The sequence below is a fragment of the Streptomyces sp. NPDC043685 genome, assembly GCF_056436585.1.
The window spans coordinates 1-21,320 of sequence record NZ_JBWKCH010000006.1; the positions used below are offsets into that span (position 1 = coordinate 1).

At 69.5% G+C, this 21,320-nt stretch carries 12 protein-coding genes, 1 tRNA gene, 1 rRNA gene and 1 pseudogene; 12 read left to right on the forward strand and 3 right to left on the reverse strand.

Annotated elements, in window-relative coordinates:
* The 3 genes from rrf to AC0665_RS20255 all read left to right on the forward strand — a co-directional run.
* Nucleotides 1-92 (forward strand): 5S ribosomal RNA (rrf, locus tag AC0665_RS20245); the annotation flags it as partial.
* 114 nt (nucleotides 93-206) lie between these two features.
* Entirely contained in the window at nucleotides 207-869 is a 663-nt protein-coding gene (locus tag AC0665_RS20250) for a DegT/DnrJ/EryC1/StrS family aminotransferase (RefSeq protein ID WP_478705705.1), read from the forward strand.
* Between the two features lie 74 nt (nucleotides 870-943).
* A tRNA-Thr gene (locus AC0665_RS20255) sits at nucleotides 944-1,019 on the forward strand.
* Between the two features lie 91 nt (nucleotides 1,020-1,110).
* On the opposite strand, the pseudogene AC0665_RS20260 reads toward AC0665_RS20255, so the two are convergent.
* Nucleotides 1,111-1,918: pseudogene (locus AC0665_RS20260) on the reverse strand (IS5 family transposase).
* Nucleotides 1,919-2,041: 123 nt separating this feature from the next.
* Complete coding sequence (locus tag AC0665_RS20265; RefSeq protein WP_388246105.1) at nucleotides 2,042-2,476, reverse strand: Rrf2 family transcriptional regulator; 435 nt, start codon at nucleotides 2,474-2,476, stop codon at nucleotides 2,042-2,044.
* Nucleotides 2,477-2,598: 122 nt separating this feature from the next.
* Here AC0665_RS20265 and AC0665_RS20270 point away from each other — a divergent pair, with 122 nt between their 5' ends.
* Nucleotides 2,599-3,348: an SDR family NAD(P)-dependent oxidoreductase gene (locus AC0665_RS20270; protein ID WP_478705501.1), complete on the forward strand. Its 750-nt coding sequence runs from the start codon at nucleotides 2,599-2,601 to the stop codon at nucleotides 3,346-3,348.
* Nucleotides 3,349-4,043: 695 nt separating this feature from the next.
* Here the strand turns inward: AC0665_RS20270 and AC0665_RS20275 are convergent.
* Nucleotides 4,044-6,797, reverse strand: a complete 2,754-nt coding sequence (locus tag AC0665_RS20275; protein WP_468402386.1) for a SpoIIE family protein phosphatase — start codon at nucleotides 6,795-6,797, stop codon at nucleotides 4,044-4,046.
* Between the two features lie 378 nt (nucleotides 6,798-7,175).
* Between AC0665_RS20275 and AC0665_RS20280 the strand changes: the two genes are divergently transcribed.
* From AC0665_RS20280 to AC0665_RS20315, 8 genes are all read left to right on the forward strand, one after another.
* Nucleotides 7,176-12,638, forward strand: a complete 5,463-nt coding sequence (locus AC0665_RS20280) for a HAMP domain-containing protein (protein ID WP_468402388.1) — start codon at nucleotides 7,176-7,178, stop codon at nucleotides 12,636-12,638.
* Between the two features lie 307 nt (nucleotides 12,639-12,945).
* Nucleotides 12,946-13,626 (forward strand): response regulator, encoded by a 681-nt coding sequence (locus tag AC0665_RS20285; RefSeq protein WP_468402390.1) that lies wholly within the window; start codon nucleotides 12,946-12,948, stop codon nucleotides 13,624-13,626.
* Between the two features lie 127 nt (nucleotides 13,627-13,753).
* Nucleotides 13,754-16,522, forward strand: a complete 2,769-nt coding sequence (locus AC0665_RS20290) for a DNA translocase FtsK (protein ID WP_468402392.1) — start codon at nucleotides 13,754-13,756, stop codon at nucleotides 16,520-16,522.
* Between the two features lie 261 nt (nucleotides 16,523-16,783).
* Nucleotides 16,784-17,629 carry a helix-turn-helix domain-containing protein gene (locus tag AC0665_RS20295; RefSeq protein WP_468402394.1) on the forward strand — a complete coding sequence of 282 codons (846 nt, stop codon included), beginning with the start codon at nucleotides 16,784-16,786 and terminating at the stop codon, nucleotides 17,627-17,629.
* A gap of 93 nt (nucleotides 17,630-17,722) precedes the next feature.
* Entirely contained in the window at nucleotides 17,723-19,225 is a 1,503-nt protein-coding gene (gene rimO, locus AC0665_RS20300; protein WP_478604584.1) for a 30S ribosomal protein S12 methylthiotransferase RimO, read from the forward strand.
* Entirely contained in the window at nucleotides 19,222-20,127 is a 906-nt protein-coding gene (gene pgsA, locus AC0665_RS20305; protein WP_478705502.1) for a CDP-diacylglycerol--glycerol-3-phosphate 3-phosphatidyltransferase, read from the forward strand. Before rimO ends, pgsA begins: the two co-directional genes overlap by 4 nt.
* On the forward strand, nucleotides 20,124-20,669 hold the full coding sequence (locus tag AC0665_RS20310) for a CinA family protein (RefSeq protein WP_478604580.1): 546 nt from the start codon (nucleotides 20,124-20,126) through the stop codon (nucleotides 20,667-20,669). The genes pgsA and AC0665_RS20310 overlap by 4 nt, the downstream gene beginning before the upstream one ends.
* 109 nt (nucleotides 20,670-20,778) lie before the next feature.
* The gene (locus AC0665_RS20315; protein WP_003993396.1) at nucleotides 20,779-21,159 is read left to right on the forward strand and encodes a helix-turn-helix domain-containing protein; all 381 of its coding nucleotides are present in this window, start codon (nucleotides 20,779-20,781) and stop codon (nucleotides 21,157-21,159) included.
* Nucleotides 21,160-21,320: the final 161 nt, after the last annotated feature.

A 21,320-nucleotide genomic window follows, 5' to 3' on the forward strand; every position in this document is an offset into this window, starting at 1 on the left:
CGCCCGGTTACATTCCGAACCCGGAAGCTAAGCCTTACAGCGCCGATGGTACTGCAGGGGGGACCCTGTGGGAGAGTAGGACGCCGCCGAACAATCATTGAAAGGGTTGGACCTGGAACTTAGGTTCCGGGTCCAACCCTTTTTTGTTGCGCGTCACTTGAAGTTCACGTTGCGCTACCACCATCCACGGCATGGGTACTGCTGCAATGCTCAGGGCCGCCGGTGTCGGACTCGGTGACGAAGTCGTCGTGCCGGCCTTCGGGAACGTCGAGGTGGCCGAGGCCGTGACCATGGCCGGGGCGCTTCCGGTGTTCGCCGACATAGCCCCCGCCACCTACTGCCTCGACGTCACCGCGGTGGAAGCGGCGGTCACTTCGCGGACCGCTGCGGTGGTGGTCGTGCATCGCTTCGGCCGGCTCGCCGACATCGCTCGGCTGCACGCCCTGGGGCAGCGGCACGGGCTGCTGGTGCTGGAGCAAGGGGAGTCAGAGGCGCCGTACGACGAGATAGCCCAGCGCAGGGAGCGGGCGGCCTACCTCGATGCGAAGCTGAGGGGCGTCCGGACACCGGAGGACGGGGACGGGCACACCTACCAGCAGTACGTCGTGCGGGTACCGGGCAATGGGCGGCCCGACCGGGACGCCTTCGCGCGGGCCGTGCGGAGCAAGGGAGTTGAATGCCGCGTGCCGGTGAAGACGCCCGTGCACCGGCTGCCCGAATTCCGGCGGTGTGTTGCGCTGCCGGAAACCGAGCGTGCCTCCGACGAGACGCTTGCGCTGCCCGTGGACGCGTCCCTCACCAAGCGGGACATGCAGCGGATCGTGTCCGCCTGCAATGCCCTCGGAGGACTTCTCCAGCCCGCCTTCTGACGTGGTTGGGAGCACGGGTCTGTTCGGGGTATGATCTATTCCGTTGCCGCGGGGGAGACCTCGCAAAGCAACAGGCCCCTATAGCTCAGTCGGTAGAGCGTCTCCATGGTAAGGAGAAGGTCAACGGTTCGATTCCGTTTGGGGGCTCCACCAGAAAAGGCCCCACCCTCACGGGTGGGGCCTTTCGCGTTCCCTGAGCCTTGTCCCGTACAGGCCCTGACCCTTCGAGCTCGTAACACGATCATGGGTGGGCCTTCTTGAGGCGTCTCCAGCAGATGAGGCTGCAGGCCCACGAGACGAAGGTGTCGTGGAGTTCGGTTCGGCGTTCCCAACGGACGGCAAGGCGTTTGAACTGGTGGAGCAGGGCGAGGGTCTGCTCCATGACGTAACGGAGTTTGCCCAGGCCCTTGATGTTCGGGGCGCCCTTGCGGGAGATGACCGGCAGGATCCGCCGCTTGGCAACTCCCGGCGGGCGGGGTTGGAGTCGTAGCCCTTGTCACCGAGGAGCGAGTCGGGGCGGCGGCGTGGCCGCCCCGGGCCGTCCGGCCACGAGCGGGATGCCATCGACCAGGGCGAGGGTCTGGGTGACGTCGTTGACGTTGGCCGCGGTGGTGATGACCTTGAGCGGGTGCCTCGTCCGTCGCAGATCAGGTGGTGTTTGCTGCCCGTCTTGCGGCGGTCGACCGGCGACGGACCAGTGTCGGCGCCCCCTTTTTCGCGCGGATGTGGGAGCCGTCCACGCACGCGCGGGACCAGTCGAGTTCGCCGGCCGCGTTCAGCTCGGCGAGCAGGATGCGGTGCAGTTGGTCGAAGACTCCGGCCTGCTGCCAGCGGTCCAGGCGCCGCCAGCAGGTCTGTCCTGAGCCGAATCCCAGCTCCAGCGGCAGGAGTTGCCAGGCTATGTCGTTGCAGAGGACGTACAGGATGCCCTGCAGAGACAGCCGGTCCGGTACCGGCCGTGGGCCCGGCGACTTCTCTGGCCAGGGCGGCAGCAGCGGCTCGAACAGCGCCCACAAGTCGTCGTCCACGCTCCATGGCCGGGTGCTCACATCCTCCCGAACGGCGGAATCGTCACATCGGTCACGCCGGACCCGGGCACTACAACAAGATCAAGTTGTCGCCGGCCTGGGCATGGATGGGAGTCTTGGTGATGTCAGGGCGTAACGGGGAGGCTAGCGAGGTGCCGCGAGTACGTCCCGGAGTACGTTCGCGAGCGTGACGCGGGCCAGCTCGTGTCTCAGGGTCTTCTCGATGCCCTCGTAGATGCTCTGCATCGCCGGCTGGATGCCGTGACCCACCACGCATCCCTGGTCCGGGGTGGTGCGGTGCATTGCGAACAGCGGGCCGGGTTCCACTGCCTCGTACACGTCGAGCAGGGTCATCGACTCCAGCTCGCGTGCCAGCGACCAGCCCGCGCCCACGCCCCGCCGGGACTCCACGAGCCCGGCCCTGCGCAGCTCGCCGAGCAGCCGTCTGATCACCACTGGGTTGGTGTTCGCGCTGGTCGCGATCTGCTCGGAGGTGGCGACCTCATGGCCCTGGCGCTGGTAGAGGCCGATCCAGGCCAGCGCGTGGGCGGCGATGGTCAGCCTGCTGTTGGCGCTCATGGGCTCCTCCTCTCGGCCGCACTGCTTCATGTTACGGCAGTCGTAACAGGGCAGGTTGCAACAGCCTGTCGTAACAAATAACGTTGCGACTGCCGGAAGGGTCAATCAACGAGGTGAGAAGAATGAGCAAGCCACTCACGGGCAAAGTCGCCCTGGTCACCGGGGGGTCGCGCGGACTGGGAGCCGCGACCGTACGACTGCTGGCCGAGCAGGGCGCCGACGTCGCCTTCACCTACGTCAGCTCCGAGAAACAGGCGCAGGCCGTCGTCGACGAGGTGCACGGCAAGGGAGCCAAGGCCGTCGCCTTCCAGTCCGACCAGGCGGACACGAGCCGGGCGCCGGCACTGATCGACGACGTGGTCGCGCACTTCGGCGGCCTGGACATCCTCGTCAACAACGCGGCGATCTCCGTGGCTGGCACGGTGGACGACCCGGATGCCGACACCGCCGCACTGGACCGGATGCACGCCACCAACTACCTCGGCGTGATCGCCGTCATCCGGGCCGCCTCCCGAGTGCTGCGCACGGGCGGCCGCATCATCACAGTGAGTTCCGGACTGGGCTCCCGGGTCGGCGCCCCCGGCCTCGCCGACTACTCGGCGACCAAGTCCGGGATCGAGAGGTACACCATGGGCGTCGCACGCGACCTCGGGCCCCGGCACATCACGGCCAACGTCGTGGAGGCCGGACTGATGGAGGGCGGCATGCAACCGCCGGACCCCGAGACCCTCAAGGCCCTGGTCAGCTCGCTGTCCCTGCAACGCATGGGGCACCCCGACGAAATCGCCGCGGCGATCGCCTTCCTGGCGAGCCCCGCAGCGTCGTACGTCACGGGCGCAGTGCTGGACGCCCACGGCGGCTACAACGCCTGAACCCGAACCCCTGCCGCGCGCTCCGAAGGACATCGCGCCTTCGGGGCGCACCGCCAACGACCCGCGTGTGCGTGGACACGCCTCAAGAAGCCCGGATCGTGATCGTGTGACGAGCTCTTAGCTGCACGATGCTCAAGGCACCGCCGGGCGACCTGATGAGGAGCAGGACGTGGGAAGTCTGTTGAGGAGTGTCTCCGGGGGCCGCTGGGGAGAACTGCGCGGCGCGACGGGCACCGCGGCCGGAGGTATCCCCTCTCTGCTGTCCCGGATCGCATACGGGGATGAGGACACAGCTCGCATCGCCATCGATGACTTGGGCGATGCCGTCTGTGCGCTGGGGTTCGTTGTTGGCTAGGCGACGGCTCCCACTGTTCCGTTCCTTCTCGAACTGGTCGGGTCCCCGCACGTCGCCTGCAAGGCCGAGGTGCTGGACCTGCTGGGTTGTATATGCCGGACCGACCAGTGGCACTCCGCCGCTGCGGCGGCCCAGGACCGCAAGCACGACGCGGGCTACCGGCAGCAAACCGGCTGGGAGGCAGACTCAAGGGCAGCCGTGTACGCGGGCCGGTCAGTCATCGAGGGTGTCGCTTCCTCCGTACGGCCAGAAGAAGCAACACCTGCTCGGAAGTTGTTGCAGGTGATGGACGAGACGCCGCCGTTCCCGGAGCCATAGGCGGTTATTGGCGGGACAGCCCTCAGTCCTTGTGGAGGCCCGGGACGCGCATCGCCAGGATCGCCATGTCGTCCGACGGGGCGTCCGACGCGAAGCGCTCCACCGCGCGCATGATGCGGGCCGCGACCGCGCCGGCCGTCAGACCCGTGCAGGTCGTGAGGACATCGGCGAGGCCGTCGTCGCCCAGCATGCGGGCGCCCTCGCGGCGTTCGGTGACGCCGTCCGTGACGCACAGGAGCACGTCGCCCGGGTCGAGGGTGACCGTCTGCTCGTAGAGCTCCAGGTCCTCGATGACGCCGAGCAGCGGCTGCGGTTCCGCGGCCGGTTCGACCGTGCCGTCCTGGCGCAGGCGCAGCGGGAGCGGGTGACCGGCGCAGACCACCTTCAGCTCCGCGCTGCCGTCCTCCTGCGGCCGCATCTCGCCGTAGAGGAGGGTGAGGAAGCGGCTGCGGGCGCCTTCGTCCAGGATCGCGGAGTTGAGGCGCTCCAGGACCATCGGGCCGCTGAGGCCCTCGCGGGCCAGGAGGCGCAGGGCGTGGCGGGCCAGGCCGGTGACCGCGGCCGCGTTCGGGCCGGTGCCGCAGACATCGCCGATGGCGAAGCCGTAGGCGCCGTCGCTGATGGGGAAGAGGTCGTAGAAGTCGCCGCCGACCTCGTTGCCCTCGCCGGCCGCGCGGTAGATGACCTCCACCTCGACGCCGTCGATCAGCGGCAGCTCCGGCGGGAGGAGGCTGCGCTGGAGGGACTGGCTGATCGCCGTGCGCTCCGAGTAGAGGCGGGCGTTGTCCAGGGCCAGGGCGGCTCGGCGGGAGAGGTCCTCGGCCAGTTCCAGGATCTCCTGGCGGAAGTGCTCGTCGGTCGGCTTGCCCAGGGTGAGCATGCCGATGACGCGGTTGCGGGCGACCAGCGGGAGGACCACGGTCTCGCCGCCGACGGCGGAGGCGGTGGCGAGGGTCGGGCCGATGCCCGGGGTGACCTGGCGGGTCGTGCTGCCGCTGAGGCCGAGGCTGCGCATGGAGCTGCGCAGGGCTGCCTGGTGGGCCACCTCGCCGGGGGCCGTCCAGACGCGGGCGCCGGGGGTGGGGACCGGGTCGGGCGGCGGGACCTTCGACAGCAGGGACTTGATGCCGTCGATGAGTTCCTCGTCCTCGTGCAGCACGTAGGAGAGGTAGGGCTCGGAGGCCTGGTCGGCGATGGTGTAGACGGCGCACCAGGTGGCGAGGGTGGGGACCGTCATCTGGGCCATCAGGGCGAGGGTCTGGTCGCGGTCCAGGGTGCCGGCCAGCAGGTCGGAGGCCTCGACGAGGAAGCTGAGGGAGCCGCGGCGCAGGCGCTCCAGTTCGCCCAGACGGGCCGACTCGACGGCGAGGGCGATGCGGTCGGCGGCGAACTGGAGGCGTAGGGCCTCCTCGTTGGAGTATCTGGCCGGGGCCTCGGCGGCGACGCCGAGGGAGCCGGTGAGACGGCCCTCGACCTTGAGGGGGACGGTGACGACCGAGCGCATGCCCGTGCCGTTCAGGAGCGGTACCGCCCCGGGGACGGCGGTGAGGTCGTCGTGGACGGCGGGCATGCGGGCCGAGCCGTAGCGGCCGGGGCCGGCTTCGACGGGGACGCGGGCGAAGCGCTGGCGGGCGGAGGGGAGGCCGGTGGAGGCGCGGACCTCCAGTTCCGTCTCGTCGTCGGTGGCGAGCAGCAGGAACGCGGAGTCGCCGTCGAGCATGTCGCGCGCGCGTTCGACCGTGCGCTGGAGGAGGCCGTCGAGGTCGTCCGGGGCGGGGGAGCCGATGAAGACCTCGAAGGGGTCGGTGCTCTGGCCCTCGGAGCCGGTGGCGGAGTCGGAGGAGGGGACGCGCAGGGGCGTCTGAAGAACTGCCCGTTCGTGGTCCCGTACCAGGAGGCACACGGTTGACGGTTCGCCGCCGGTGTCACGGACGCGCAGGTGAGAGGCGTAGACGGGGGTGACGCGGCCGGTGGCGGCGCGGATGCCGTAGCTGCCTTCCCAGCGGGAGAGGCGGAGGGCCTCGGCGATGCCGGTGCTGGTGCCGGGGGTGTGCGGCCAGGCGGCGAGGTCGGTCAGGGGCTTGCCGGTGACCTGCTCGGCCGGGTAGCCGAAGAGTTCCTCGGCGTCCTCGTTCCAGGCGGTGATGTGGCCGGTGCGGTCGATCTGGATGACCGCGACGCGGACCCGGCCGTCGGCGAGGGGGAGGAGGTCGGAAGGGAGGGCCGGGCCGGCCGCGCGGGTGCCCACCGCGCGCGCGGGCAGGTCCAGCTTGAACCAGACGGTCTTGTGGGTGGGGGTGTACTCGACGCCCCAGCGGCCGGCGAGGGCCGCGCACAGCTGGAGGCCGCGCCCTCCCTCGCGGTCGGGGCTGCCCATGTTGATGGCCGTGCCCTGGAGGGGGATCTCGCGTTCGGGGTAGCGGTCGGCGACCTCGATGCGGACGCCCTCGTCGCTGCGCAGGCACAGCACGTCGGCCGAGGTGCCGGCGTGGACCACGGCGTTGGTCACCAGTTCGCTGGTGAGAACGACGGCGTCGTCGACGATGTCGGCGAAGCCCCAGCCCTGGAGGGTGTCGCGAACGAAGGAGCGGGCGCTCGCGACAGATCGCCCGACGGGCTCGAAACTGGCGGCCGCGCGCGCGGTGATCACAGAACTCCTCGACCGGTTCTCGACGTGCTGGGCTGCGGGACCGACCGGCTCGCGCCGCTGTTGCGGCAGGGCGCCCGTCGGCCGGGGGTCCGGGGGCTGTCCCCCCGGGATCAGTCCGGTGGTCATGTGTGCGGCCGCCCCTCCGATGCCCGCTCGTCTTCGTGCCACCGCCCAGGCCGGACGGACCGGCGCGGCTGGACAGCCGGATGCAAGGTTACTTACCTTCGCGGTCCGAGCGGATGCCGGTCTGCAGTGTTTCCGTCCGCAGGGTGTGCGGACGATGTGCGAAGCTGCCGAACTGTTATGGCCTGGTTCGGCCGGGGTGAAACACTGGGCAGGCTTCTTGTGAAGGTCTGGGCAGGCCGTGTGCCCGATGCGGCCCGTGGGCAGCAGCCCCATGGAACCGGACCGGTATGTCAGGGCGAGAATACGCAGTAGTAACTGGTACGCCGAGCGTGGTACCCGAGCACAGCAGAGACGGTCGACCCCTGCGGGAGGGACACAGTGGAGTCTGGCGCAGCGACGCGCGGCAAGAAGGCGCGCGCGAAAGGCGGACAGTCCCCGAGCAACCAGGGCAGGATGCGCAGCGGCACGACCGAGGTGGACACGGCGGCCCTCAACCGGCTGATGGCGGCCCTGGTGTCGATGCGGGACGGGAACTTCCGCAAGCGGCTCACGGTGTCCGGGGACGGCGTGATGGCCGAGATCGCGGCGGTCTTCAACGAGGTGGCCGACCGCAATCTGCATCTGACGGGTGAGCTGTCGCGGGTGCGGCGGATGGTGGGTCGCGAGGGCAAGCTCACCGAGCGGCTGGAGACGGGTGCCTGCGAGGGCTCCTGGGCGACGGCGATCGACAACTCGAACGCCCTGGTGGACGACCTGGTGCGGCCGGTTTCCGAGGTCGGCCGGGTGCTGTCGGCGGTGGCGGAGGGTGATCTGTCGCCGCGCATGGAGCTGCGGACGCAGGTGCCGGACGGCAACAGCCAGCCGTTGCGGGGCGAGTTCCTGAAGGTCGGGCGGACCGTCAACAACCTGGTGGACCAGTTGTCGACGTTCACCGACGAGGTCACGCGGGTGGCCAGTGAGGTGGGCACCGAGGGCAAGCTGGGCGGGCAGGCCCGGGTGCGGGGCATGTCGGGTTCGTGGCGCGATCTGACGGACTCCGTCAACACGATGGCGTACCGGCTGACGGCTCAGGTGCGGGACATCGCGCTGGTGACGACGGCGGTGGCCAAGGGCGATCTGTCCCGGAAGGTCACGGTCCAGGTCGCCGGCGAGATGCTGGAGCTGAAGAACACCGTCAACACGATGGTGGACCAGCTCTCCGCGTTCTCCTCCGAGGTGACGCGGGTGGCCCGTGAGGTGGGCACGGAGGGCGCGCTGGGCGGCCAGGCGCAGGTGCCGGGTGTGGCCGGTGTGTGGAAGGAACTCACCGATTCGGTGAACACCATGGCCGGGAACCTCACGGCCCAGGTGCGCGGGATCGCGGAGGTGACGACCGCGGTCGCCAACGGTGATCTGTCGCGCAAGGTGACCGTGCCGGCGCGTGGTGAGGTCGCGCAGCTCGCCGACACGATCAACCAGATGACCGAGACGCTGCGGATCTTCGCGGACGAGGTCACGCGGGTGGCCAACGAGGTCGGAGCCGAGGGGCAGCTCGGCGGCCAGGCGAACGTGCCGGGTGCGGCGGGGACGTGGAAGGACCTCACCGACTCGGTGAACACGGTCTTCCGGAACCTGACCACTCAGGTGCGGGACATCGCCGCGGTGACCACGGCGGTGGCCAACGGTGATCTGTCGCAGAAGGTCACGGTCGACGTGGCCGGCGAGATGCTGGAGCTGAAGAACACCGTCAACACGATGGTGGATCAGCTGTCCGCCTTCGGTGCCGAAGTGACGCGTGTGGCGCGGGAGATCGGTGTCGAGGGTGAGCTGGGTGGCCAGGCGCAGGTGCCGGGCGCGGCGGGCACCTGGAAGGACCTGACGGACTCCGTCAACACGGCGTTCCGGAACCTCACCGGTCAGGTGAGGAACATCGCCCAGGTGACGACGGCGGTGGCCAACGGCGATCTGTCGCAGAAGGTCACGGTCGACGTCTCCGGCGAGATGCTCAAGTTGAAGAACACCGTGAACACGATGGTGGACCAGCTGTCGAGCTTCGCCGACCAGGTGACGCGGATGGCCCGGGACGTGGGCACGGAGGGCCGTCTGGGCGGTCAGGCCCGCGTGGACGGTGTGTCGGGTACCTGGAAGGAGCTCACCGACTCCGTCAACTCGATGGCCGGGAACCTGACGTCCCAGGTGCGCAACATCGCGCAGGTGACGACGGCGGTGGCCCGGGGTGATCTGTCGCAGAAGATCGACGTCGACGCGCGCGGCGAGATCCTCGAGCTGAAGAACACCATCAACACGATGGTCGATCAGCTCTCGGCCTTCGCCGACCAGGTGACCCGGGTCGCGCGCGAGGTGGGTACGGACGGCCGGCTGGGCGGTCAGGCGCAGGTGCCGGGTGTGGCCGGTGTGTGGCGTGATCTGACGGACTCCGTGAACGGCATGGCGTCCAACCTGACCGGCCAGGTGCGCAACATCGCCCAGGTGGCCACGGCGGTGGCCCGGGGTGATCTGTCCCAGAAGATCACTGTGGACGCGCGCGGGGAGATCCTGGAGCTGAAGAACACCCTGAACACGATGGTGGACCAGCTGTCGTCGTTCGCCGAAGAGGTCACGCGAGTGGCCCGTGAGGTGGGTACGGAGGGCATCCTCGGCGGTCAGGCCGAGGTGCAGGGCGTCTCCGGCACCTGGAAGGACCTCACCCAGTCCGTGAACGGCATGGCCAACAACCTGACCATCCAGGTGCGCAACATCGCCGAGGTCACGACGGCGGTGGCCCGGGGCGATCTGTCGAAGAAGATCACCGTCGACGCCAAGGGCGAGATCCTCGAGCTGGTCACGACCGTCAACACGATGGTGGACCAGCTGTCCTCCTTCGCCGAGCAGGTGACCCGGGTGGCCCGTGAGGTGGGCACCGAGGGCATCCTGGGCGGCCAGGCCCACGTGCCGGGTGTCACGGGCATCTGGAAGGACCTGAGCGACAACGTCAACCTGATGGCCAAGAACCTCACCACCCAGGTGCGGAACATCTCCCAGGTCTCGGCGGCGGTCGCCAACGGTGACCTGACGCGGCAGGTCACCATCGAGGCGCGCGGTGAGGTGGCGCAGCTCGCCGACACCATCAACACGATGGTGAAGACGCTGAGTTCGTTCGCCGAGCAGGTCACCAAGGTGGCCCGTGAGGTGGGCACCGACGGCATCCTCGGCGGCCAGGCGCACGTACCCGGTGTGGCCGGTACGTGGAAGGACCTCACCGAGTCCGTGAACCAGATGGCGTCCAACCTGACCGGTCAGGTGCGCAACATCGCCATGGTGACCACGGCCATCGCCAAGGGTGACCTGACGAAGAAGATCGACATCGACGCGCGCGGCGAGATCCTGGAACTCAAGACGACCATCAACACGATGGTCGACCAGCTGTCGTCGTTCGCCGAGGAGGTCACCCGGGTGGCCCGCGAGGTGGGCACGGAGGGGCAGCTCGGCGGCCAGGCACGCGTGCGTGACGTCGACGGCACCTGGCGGGACCTGACGGAGTCCGTGAACGAGATGGCCGGGAACCTGACCCGGCAGGTGCGTGCCATCGCCCGCGTGGCGACGGCGGTGACCAGGGGCGATCTGAACCTGAAGATCGATGTGGACGCGTCCGGGGAGATCCAGGAACTCCAGGACTACATCAACAAGATGATCGCCAACCTGCGCGACACCACGATCGCCAACAAGGAGCAGGACTGGCTCAAGGGCAACCTGGCGAGGATCTCGGCGCTGATGCAGGGCCGCCGGGACCTGGAGGACGTGGCCTCGCTGATCATGAGCGAGCTGACGCCGGTGGTCTCGGCGCAGCACGGCGCGTTCTTCCTGGCCATGCCGCTCGTCGACGGCGAGGACATGAACGCCGCCGACGACGACCAGTACGAGCTGCGCATGCTGGGCAGTTACGGCTACTCGATGGGTTCGATGCCGACGTCGTTCGAACCGGGTGAGGCGCTGATCGGGACGGCCGCCACGGAGAAGCGCACGATCCTCGTGGAGAACGCGCCCAGCGGCTACCTGAAGATCTCCTCGGGGCTCGGCGAGGCGCCGCCCGCGCAGGTGATCGTGCTGCCGGTGCTGTTCGAGGGGAAGGTGCTCGGCGTCATCGAGCTGGCGTCCTTCACGCCGTTCACGCAGATCCAGAAGGACTTCCTGAACCAGATCGCCGAGATGATCGCCACCAGCGTCAACACCATCTCGGTCAACACCAAGACCGAGCTGCTGCTGGCGCAGTCGCAGGAGCTGACCGAGCAACTGCGGGAGCGCTCGGCCGAGTTGGAGCAGCGGCAGAAGGCCCTCCAGGCGTCCAACGCCGAACTGGAGGAGAAGGCCGAGCTGCTGGCCCAGCAGAACCGCGACATCGAGGTGAAGAACACCGAGATCGAGGAGGCGCGGCAGGTCCTGGAGGAGCGCGCCGAACAGCTCGCGGTGTCGATGCGCTACAAGAGCGAGTTCCTCGCGAACATGTCGCACGAGCTGCGGACGCCGCTCAACTCGCTGCTGATCCTGGCCAAGCTGCTCGCCGACAACGCCGAGGGGAACCTCTCCCCGAAGCAGGTCGAGTTCGCCGAGACGATCCACGGGGCCGGTTCGGACCTGCTCCAGCTCATCAACGACATCCTGGACCTGTCGAAGGTCGAGGCGGGCAAGATGGACGTCTCCCCGACGCGGATCGCGCTCGTGCAGCTGGTGGACTACGTGGAGGCCACCTTCCGGCCGCTGACCGCGGAGAAGGGCCTGGACCTGTCGGTGCGGGTCTCGCCGGAGCTGCCCGCGACGCTGCACACCGACGAGCAGCGGCTGTTGCAGGTGCTGCGCAACCTGCTGTCGAACGCGGTGAAGTTCACCGACTCGGGTTCGGTGGAGCTGGTCATCAGGCCGGCGCGGGACGACGTGCCGCAGAAGATCCGGGAGCAGTTGCTGGAGACCGGGTCGCTGACCGAGCCGGACGCCGAGCTGATCGCGTTCTCCGTGACCGACACCGGGATCGGCATCGCGTCCAGCAAGATGCGGGTGATCTTCGAGGCGTTCAAGCAGGCCGACGGCACCACCAGCCGCAAGTACGGCGGCACGGGACTGGGGTTGTCCATCTCGCGGGAGATCGCCCAGCTGCTGGGCGGTGAGATCCACGCGCAGAGCGAGCCCGGCCGCGGCTCGACGTTCACGCTGTATCTGCCGCTGCACCCCAGCGAGCTGCCGCCGCAGGGCTACCAGCAGCAGCTGCCCGCCCTGGAGGCCGGGGACCTGGTGGCGTCGACGTCCGAGCTGTCGGAGGCGGAGGTCGAGACGCCGGCCGAGGTGACGTCGTACCGCGAGACGCAGAACGGTCCGGCCGCCCTGTTCCGGCGGCGGCGCAGGATGCCCGAGCTGCCGCCGCGCCCCGCGCAGCTGGATCAGTGGACGCCGCCCGAGCAGGATCCGGCGCCCAAGCCGAACCGCGGCATCCGGTTCGGCGGCGAGAAGGTCCTGATCGTCGACGACGACATCCGCAACGTCTTCGCGCTGACGAGCGTCCTTGAACAGCACGGCCTGTCCGTGCTGTACGCGGAGAACGGCCGTGAGGGCATCGAGGTCCTGGAGCAGCACGACGACGTGGCGGTCGTCCTGATGGACATCATGATGCCGGAGATGGACGGGTACGCCACGACCACGGCGATCCGCAGGATGCCGCAGTTCGCCGGGCTGCCGATCATCGCGCTGACCGCGAAGGCGATGAAGGGCGACCGGGAGAAGGCGATCGAGTCGGGCGCGTCCGACTACGTGACGAAGCCGGTCGACCCCGATCATCTGCTGACGGTGATGGATCAGTGGATGCGAGGGGAATGAGGGGAACGTCGGGCAGTCGCGCGAGCATGACGGGAAGGTTCGGTGTTCACACGGAGTTGCCGACTCGGTGTGCGCATAGTCGTGTAGAAGTACAAGATCTGGGGAACCTTCTGGTCTCCTGCTGCGTTTCCGCTACGTGCGCAGTGACATCACGGTGACAGGGTGTGGCGACGGGCGGGGTGCGGCTACGATGACCGGCACAAGGACGGACGGCGCAAGGGAGTCGTCCGCTGCGGCGGCACCCACCGGTGCTTCCACAGGTCCTGCGGACAGGGGAGGCCCCACGCCGGGGCGAGGAGGGCGGGCCATGGTGCAGAAGGCCAAGATCCTCCTGGTCGATGACCGGCCGGAGAATCTGCTGGCGCTGGAGGCGATCCTCTCTGCGCTCGATCAGACGCTGGTGCGGGCATCGTCCGGGGAGGAAGCGCTCAAAGCGCTGCTCACGGACGACTTCGCGGTCATCCTGCTGGACGTCCAGATGCCGGGCATGGACGGCTTCGAGACGGCCGCGCACATCAAGCGCCGTGAGCGGACCAGGGACATCCCGATCATCTTCCTCACGGCGATCAACCACGGCCCGCACCACACCTTCCGGGGATACGCGGCGGGCGCGGTCGACTACATCTCCAAGCCGTTCGACCCGTGGGTGCTGCGCGCGAAGGTCTCCGTCTTCGTCGAGCTGTACATGAAGAACTGCCAGCTCCGGGAGCAGGCGTCGCTGCTGCGGCTCCAGTTGGAGGGCAACGGCAAGGAGACGGGCGGCGAGGCCAAGGAGTCGGCCGGGCTGCTGGCGGAGCTCTCCGCGCGGCTCGCGGCCGTCGAGGAGCAGGCCGAAGCGCTGACCAAGCAGCTCAACGACGAGTCGACGGACGCCGCAGCGGTGGCGACGGCGGCTCATCTGGAGCGCAAGCTCACGGGGTTGCGGCGGGCGCTGGACGCGCTCGAGCCGGGCACCGGAAGCGCCTCCTCGGTGTCCTCGCCGAACTGACGCGTGCGCGGGCGGGATTGTCCCCCCGTGACCGCGCGTCAGTTCCGTGCCTTCCCCGGAGCGACACGAACGGGTGAAGCCGTAGACACACGTGTCCCCTGTCGTCTCCCCCGGTAACCTCACACCCATGGCCTCACGTCCCTCCGCAGCCAAGAAGCCGCCACCCGCGAAGAAGGCGGCCTCGAAGGCTCCGGTGAAGAAGGCCGCCGCCAGGAAGGCTCCCGCGAAGAAGGCGCCCGCCAGGAAGGCCGCGGCCAAGAAGGTCGCGCCCAGACCGGCGCCCAGCCCGACCGGTGGCGTCTACCGGCTCGTGCGCGCCGTCTGGCTCGGTGTGGCGCACGCCGTCGGTGCCGTGTTCCGCGGCATAGGGCAAGGCGCCAAGAACCTGGACCCGGCCCATCGCAAGGACGGTGTCGCCCTGCTGCTGCTGGCCATCGCGCTGATCGTCGCCGCGGGCACCTGGGCCGACCTCAAGGGCCCGGTGGGCGACCTGGTGGAGATCCTCGTCACCGGTGCCTTCGGCCGTCTCGACCTGCTCGTGCCGATACTCCTCGCGGTCATCGCCGTGCGGTTCATCCGGCACCCGGAGAAGCCCGAGGCCAACGGACGCATCGTCATCGGCCTGTCCGCGCTCGTCATGGGCGTGCTCGGCCAGGTGCACATCGCGTGCGGCTCACCCGCGCGCGGCGACGGCATGCAGGCCATAAGGGACGCCGGCGGCCTCATCGGCTGGGCCATGGCGACCCCCCTGTCGTACGCCATGGGCGACGTGCTCGCCGTGCCGCTGCTGGTGCTGCTGACGGTCTTCGGGCTGCTGGTCGTCACGGCCACCCCCGTCGCGGCCATCCCGCAGCGGCTGCGGCTGCTCGGGGTGCGGCTGGGCATCGTCCGTGATCCGGCCGAGTACGAGTTCGGATACGCCGAGGACGACGAGCGCTACGAGGAGCAGTGGCGTGAGGCGCTGCCCGAGCGCCCGCGCGGCAGACGTGCGCCGGCGCCCGCGGCGTACGACCCGGAGGGTGCCGAGCAGGAGGCGCTCACGCGGCGCCGGGGCCGCCCCCGGCGCTCCGCGGTGCCCCAGCCCGACATGGACCGGCCCAGGGACGCCGTGGACGTCGCCGCGGCGGCCGCCGCGGCGCTCGACGGTGCCGTGCTGCACGGCATGCCGCCGTCACCGATCGTCGCCGACCTCACCCAGGGCGTACGGGCGGGGGACCAGGAGGCGACCACACCGACGCCCGTCCCGGCCGCACGCCCCCAGCAGCCCGGGCGCCGGCAGAACCCGCCCGAGCAGGACAGGGGCGAGCAGGAGCAGCCCGAGCCGCAGAAGCCGAGGCCGGGGGTCCGCGACCTCACCAAGGCCCCGCCCGCCGAACCCCGGGACCTGCCCGCGCGAGCCGAGCAGCTCCAGCTGTCCGGTGACATCACCTACTCCCTGCCGTCACTGGACCTGCTGGAGCGCGGCGGCCCGGGCAAGGCCCGCAGCGCCGCCAACGACCTCATCGTCGAGTCGCTGACCACGGTCTTCACCGAGTTCAAGGTGGACGCCAGTGTCACCGGCTTCACCCGCGGGCCGACGGTCACGCGCTACGAGGTCGAGCTCGGCCCGGCCGTGAAGGTCGAGCGGATCACCGCGCTCACCAAGAACATCGCCTACGCCGTCGCCAGCCCGGACGTGCGGATCATCAGCCCGATCCCCGGCAAGTCCGCGGTCGGCATCGAGATCCCGAACACCGACCGGGAGATGGTCAACCTCGGCGACGTGCTGCGCCTCGCGGAGTCCGCCGAGGACGACGACCCGATGCTGGTCGCCTTCGGCAAGGACGTCGAGGGCGGCTACGTCATGCACTCGCTGGCGAAGATGCCGCACATGCTGGTCGCCGGCGCCACCGGCTCCGGCAAGTCGTCCTGCATCAACTGCCTGATCACCTCGATCATGATGCGGGCGACCCCCGAGGACGTCCGGATGATCCTGGTCGACCCCAAGCGCGTCGAGCTGACCGCCTACGAGGGCATCCCGCACCTGATCACGCCGATCATCACCAACCCCAAGCGGGCCGCCGAGGCGCTCCAGTGGGTCGTGCGCGAGATGGACCTGCGGTACGACGACCTGGCGGCTTACGGATACCGGCACATCGACGACTTCAACCGTGCCGTGCGCGAGGGCAAGGTCAAGCCGCCCGAGGGCAGCGAGCGCGAGCTCCAGCCGTACCCGTACCTGCTGGTCATCGTCGACGAGCTCGCCGACCTGATGATGGTCGCGCCCCGGGACGTCGAGGACGCGATCGTGCGCATCACGCAGCTCGCCCGCGCGGCCGGCATCCACCTGGTGCTCGCCACGCAGCGGCCGTCGGTGGACGTCGTCACCGGCCTCATCAAGGCCAACGTGCCCTCCCGGCTGGCATTCGCCACCTCCTCACTGGCCGACTCGCGGGTCATCCTCGACCAGCCGGGCGCCGAGAAGCTCATCGGCAAGGGCGACGGGCTGTTCCTGCCCATGGGGGCCAACAAGCCCACCCGTATGCAGGGCGCCTTCGTCACCGAGGAGGAGATCGCGGGGGTCGTCCGGCACTGCAAGGAGCAGATGACCCCCGTCTTCCGGGACGACGTCGTCGTCGGCACCAAGCAGAAGAAGGAGATCGACGAGGACATCGGCGACGACCTCGACCTGCTGTGCCAGGCGGCCGAACTGGTCGTCTCCACGCAGTTCGGGTCGACGTCCATGCTCCAGCGCAAGCTGCGCGTCGGCTTCGCCAAGGCCGGCCGGCTGATGGACCTGATGGAGTCGAGGAACATCGTCGGACCGAGCGAGGGTTCGAAGGCTCGTGACGTTCTTGTGAAGCCTGACGAGCTGGATGGCGTGCTCGCCGTGATCCGGGGGGAGTCTGAAGGGTAGGGAAACAGGACGCGGTGGTCTCTCGCGGGGCGTTGCGGCAAACGGGTGTCCTGATCGTGACTCACCCGTAAGGGACGCCGGGCAACCGTTTCCCTTCGGCGTACGTCAAGTTGAGCGAAGCGAAACGCAGTGAGCCCACCATCGGACTGTCGGGCCATTCCGATGGCGTACAAAGTGACACCGCCCGGTTGCCCCACCCTTTTGTACCCCCCCTAGACTGAACTTCCAGCACAGGCGGCTACACGCTCGAAAGGCGCCCCCGTGTCCATCGGCAACTCCCCTGAAGACGAGCGTCCGTTCGAAGACGAGCGCGTCGAAGCAGACCGCGAGGAAGCCCGCCCCTCCATCGGTCGTGTCCTGCAGCAGGCTCGTATCGCCGCCGGGCTGACCGTCGACGACGTCAGTAGCGCCACCCGTGTCCGCATGAACATCGTGCACGCGATCGAGGCGGACGACTTCACCCCGTGCGGTGGGGACGTCTACGCCCGTGGGCACATCCGAACGCTGGCCAAGGCCGTCGATCTGGATCCCGCGCCGCTGCTCGCCCAGTACGGCGACGAGCACGGCGGGGGCCCGGCGCCGACCCCGGCGGCTCCCCTCTTCGAGGCGGAACGCATCCGTCCGGAGCGGCGGGGCCCCAACTGGACCGCGGCCATGGTCGCGGCGATCGTCGCCGTGATCGGGTTCGTCGGGTTCACGATGTTCCAGGGTGACGACAGCGGCAACGAGGCGAACGTGGCCGAGGGCTCCACCCCCAGCGACTCCGCCTCCCCGACCACCAAGACCAAGAAGCCCGCCGACCCCGAGCCCGAACCCTCCGACAGTGCCATCGCGGCCGCCCCGCAGGACAAGGTGACGGTGCAGGTGGCCGCCGCCGACGGCCGCAGCTGGATCGCCGCCAAGGACCACAACGGACGGATGATCTTCGACGGCGTCCTGAAGCAGGGCGACTCCAAGACCTTCCAGGACAGTTCGAAGGTGCACCTCGTCCTCGGAGACGCCGGCGCGATCGACCTCTTCGTCAACGGCAAGAAGATCGAGGAGAACTTCCAGCCGGGCTCCGTGGAGCGCCTGACCTACACAAAGGGCGACCCCGAGGCCGGGTGACCGGTCCGAAAGGTCCAGTTGATACGGGGTTGGCCGGGAAACGGCCAACCCCGTCGACGTGGGGTGTCAGCGGGACGAAGTAGTCTTGAGCCCATGCCTGAACGCCGTACCGTCGCACTCGTCACCCTTGGCTGCGCCCGTAACGAGGTGGACTCGGAGGAGCTCGCAGGCCGTTTGGAGGCGGACGGCTGGCAGCTCGTGGAGGACGCCGAGGACGCGGACGTCGCCGTCGTGAACACCTGTGGCTTCGTCGAGGCCGCCAAGAAGGACTCCGTCGACGCCCTCCTGGAGGCCAACGACCTCAAGGGCCACGGCAGAACCCAGGCCGTCGTGGCGGTGGGCTGCATGGCCGAGCGGTACGGCAAGGAGCTCGCCGAGGCCCTCCCCGAGGCCGACGGTGTGCTCGGCTTCGACGACTACTCGGACATCTCGGACCGCCTCCAGACCATCCTCAACGGCGGCATCCACGCCTCGCACACCCCGCGCGACCGGCGCAAGCTGCTGCCGATCAGCCCGGCGGAGCGCCAGGAGTCGGCGGCCGAGGTGGCACTGCCCGGCCATGGCCCGGCCGAGCCCGCCGTCGCGCCCGCGGACCTGCCGGAGGGCCTCGCCCCCGCCTCCGGTCCGCGCGCACCGCTGCGCCGCCGCCTGGACGGCTCCCCTGTCGCCTCCGTGAAGCTGGCTTCCGGCTGCGACCGGCGCTGCTCCTTCTGCGCCATCCCGTCCTTCCGCGGCTCCTTCATCTCCCGCCGCCCGAGCGACGTGCTGAACGAGACGCGCTGGCTTGCCGAGCAGGGCGTGAAGGAGATCATGCTGGTCTCCGAGAACAACACGTCCTACGGCAAGGACCTGGGCGACATCCGCCTGCTGGAGTCGCTGCTGCCCGAGCTCGCCGAGGTCGACGGCATCGAGCGCGTCCGCGTCAGCTACCTCCAGCCCGCCGAGATGCGCCCCGGCCTCATCGACGTGCTGACCTCCACCCCGAAGGTCGCGCCCTACTTCGACCTGTCCTTCCAGCACTCCGCGCCCGGCGTGCTGCGCGCGATGCGCCGCTTCGGCGACACCGACCGGTTCCTGGAGCTGCTCGACACCATCCGCAGCAAGGCGCCCGAGGCCGGTGTGCGCTCCAACTTCATCGTCGGCTTCCCCGGCGAGAGCGAGGCCGACCTCGCCGAGCTGGAGCGGTTCCTGAACGGCGCGCGCCTGGACGCCATCGGCGTCTTCGGCTACTCCGACGAGGAGGGCACCGAGGCCGCCGGCTACGACGGCAAGCTCGACGAGGACGTCGTCGCCGAGCGTCTGGCCCACATCTCCCGCCTGGCCGAGGAACTCGTCTCCCAGCGTGCCGAGGAGCGCGTCGGCCAGACGGTCCGCGTCCTCGTCGAGTCCGTCGACGGCGAGGACGGCGTGTACGGCCGTGGCGAGCACCAGGCACCCGAGACGGACGGCCAGGTGCTGCTCACGAGCGGCGAGGGGCTGAGCATCGGCCGTATCGTCGAGGCGAAGGTGGTCGGTACCGAAGGTGTCGACCTGGTGGCCGAGCCGCTCCAGGGCTCGCTCACGTCGCCTGCGTGGAGTGAGGAGGCGGGCAGATGACCGGTGTCCCGGCATCCGCGGCGGGAGGCGCCTCCGGCGCGAGGAGGGCAGCGGCCGGAGCGGGCGCTCCGGCCCCGGCGGCGTCCGCCGCTCCGGTGGCCCCGGCTGTGGCGGCCGGGACGCCTGCTGTGCGATCCGCCGACGGCGGGGCGCCCGGCGCGGGGCCCGGTGCCTCGTCCGACACGGATCATGGCGAGGATGCCGGGGCGGTGCCCGGGGCCGGTGAGACGGTGCTGGGTGAGGACACCGACGCCGACGCACAGGGCGACGGGAAGACCCCGCGAGGCGGGAAGATCGCTGCCGCGGCCGTCAACCAGGCCAGCGTCTGGAACATCGCCAACCTCCTGACCATGCTCCGGCTGGTCCTCGTGCCGGCTTTCGTCGCGCTGATGCTCGCCGACGGCGGTTACGACCCCGCGTGGCGGGCCTTCGCCTGGGCGGCCTTCGCCGTCGCCATGATCACCGACCTGTTCGACGGTCACCTGGCACGCGCCTACAACCTGGTCACGGACTTCGGGAAGATCGCCGACCCCATCGCCGACAAGGCGATCATGGGGGCGGCGCTGATCTGTCTGTCCGCGCTCGGCGATCTGCCGTGGTGGGTGACCGGTGTCATCCTCGGCCGGGAACTCGGCATCACCCTGCTGCGTTTCCTGGTCATCAGGTACGGCGTCATCCCTGCCAGCCGCGGGGGCAAGCTGAAGACCCTCATCCAGGGCGTGGCCGTGGGTATGTACGTGCTGGCGCTGACGGGGTGGCTGGCCACCCTGAGGTGGTGGGTGATGGCCGCGGCGGTCGTGCTGACCGTGGTGACCGGGCTCGACTATGTGAAACAGGCCATTGTGCTGCGCAGGCAGGGAATCGCCGCGCGCAAGGCCGCGTTGGAGGAGAAGGAAGCGTGAGTTCCACGGCCACCGACGTGGTGCGACTACTCACGGTGAAGGGCGAGACGCTCGCTGTCGCGGAGTCGCTGACCGGTGGCCTCGTGGCGGCGGACCTCACATCCGTCCCCGGGGCGTCCAAGGTGTTCCGGGGCTCCGTGACCGCCTACGCCACCGAGCTGAAGCATGAACTGCTCGGTGTCGACGCGGCCCTGCTGGCGGCGCGCGGGGCGGTGGATCCGCAGGTCGCGGCCCAGATGGCGGCCGGCGTCCGCAAGGCGCTGGGCGCCGATTGGGGCGTCGCGACCACCGGCGTCGCGGGTCCAGAGCCTCAGGACGGACAGGCCGTCGGCACCGTTTTCGTCGCCGTGGACGGACCGGCCGGAGCCGATTCCGGTTCTGCCGGCGGCGGAAAAGTGGAGGCTCTGCGGTTGAACGGCGACCGCGCGGAAATTCGTAGAGAGAGTGTACGGAGCGTACTCGCACTGCTTCTGAAGGAGCTTGCGAGCGGACAGACTGGGAATGAGCGGGCACAGGATACGGAACGGAACGGGGGGTTTTGATGTTTGCAGCCCTGAGTGAACACGACATCGCTCCCCGCACGGCCGCGGCGCAAGGCGGTACGGTGGGGCGTAATGGATGCGGCTACGCGGTCCGAGGAGGGAGCCACCGATGATTCTGCTCCGTCGCCTGCTGGGTGACGTGCTGCGTCGGCAGCGCCAGCGCCAGGGCCGTACTCTGCGCGAAGTCTCCTCGTCCGCCCGAGTCTCACTCGGCTATCTCTCCGAGGTGGAGCGGGGGCAGAAGGAGGCTTCCTCCGAGCTGCTCTCCGCCATCTGCGACGCGCTGGACGTACGGATGTCCGAGCTCATGCGGGAAGTGAGCGACGAACTCGCCCTCGCCGAGCTGGCCCAGTCTGCTGCGGCCACCCCCAGCGAGCCTGTTCCCACGCCGGTTCGCCCGATGCTGGGTTCCGTCTCGGTGACCGGTGTGCCACCGGAACGGGTGACCATCAAGGCGCCTGCCGAAGCGGTGGACGTCGTCGCCGCGTGAGGCTCTGCGCCCACACGGCATGACAGAGGCCCCGGCCGGGCCTCTCCGGGAGATCCGGAGGGGTGCCGCCCGGGGTTTTCGCCTGTCCGGGGCCGGGTGACGTCGAGCCGCTCTCGCCAAGCCTTGGGTGATGTGTGTGCGTTTGCCGGTAGGGCGTGCGG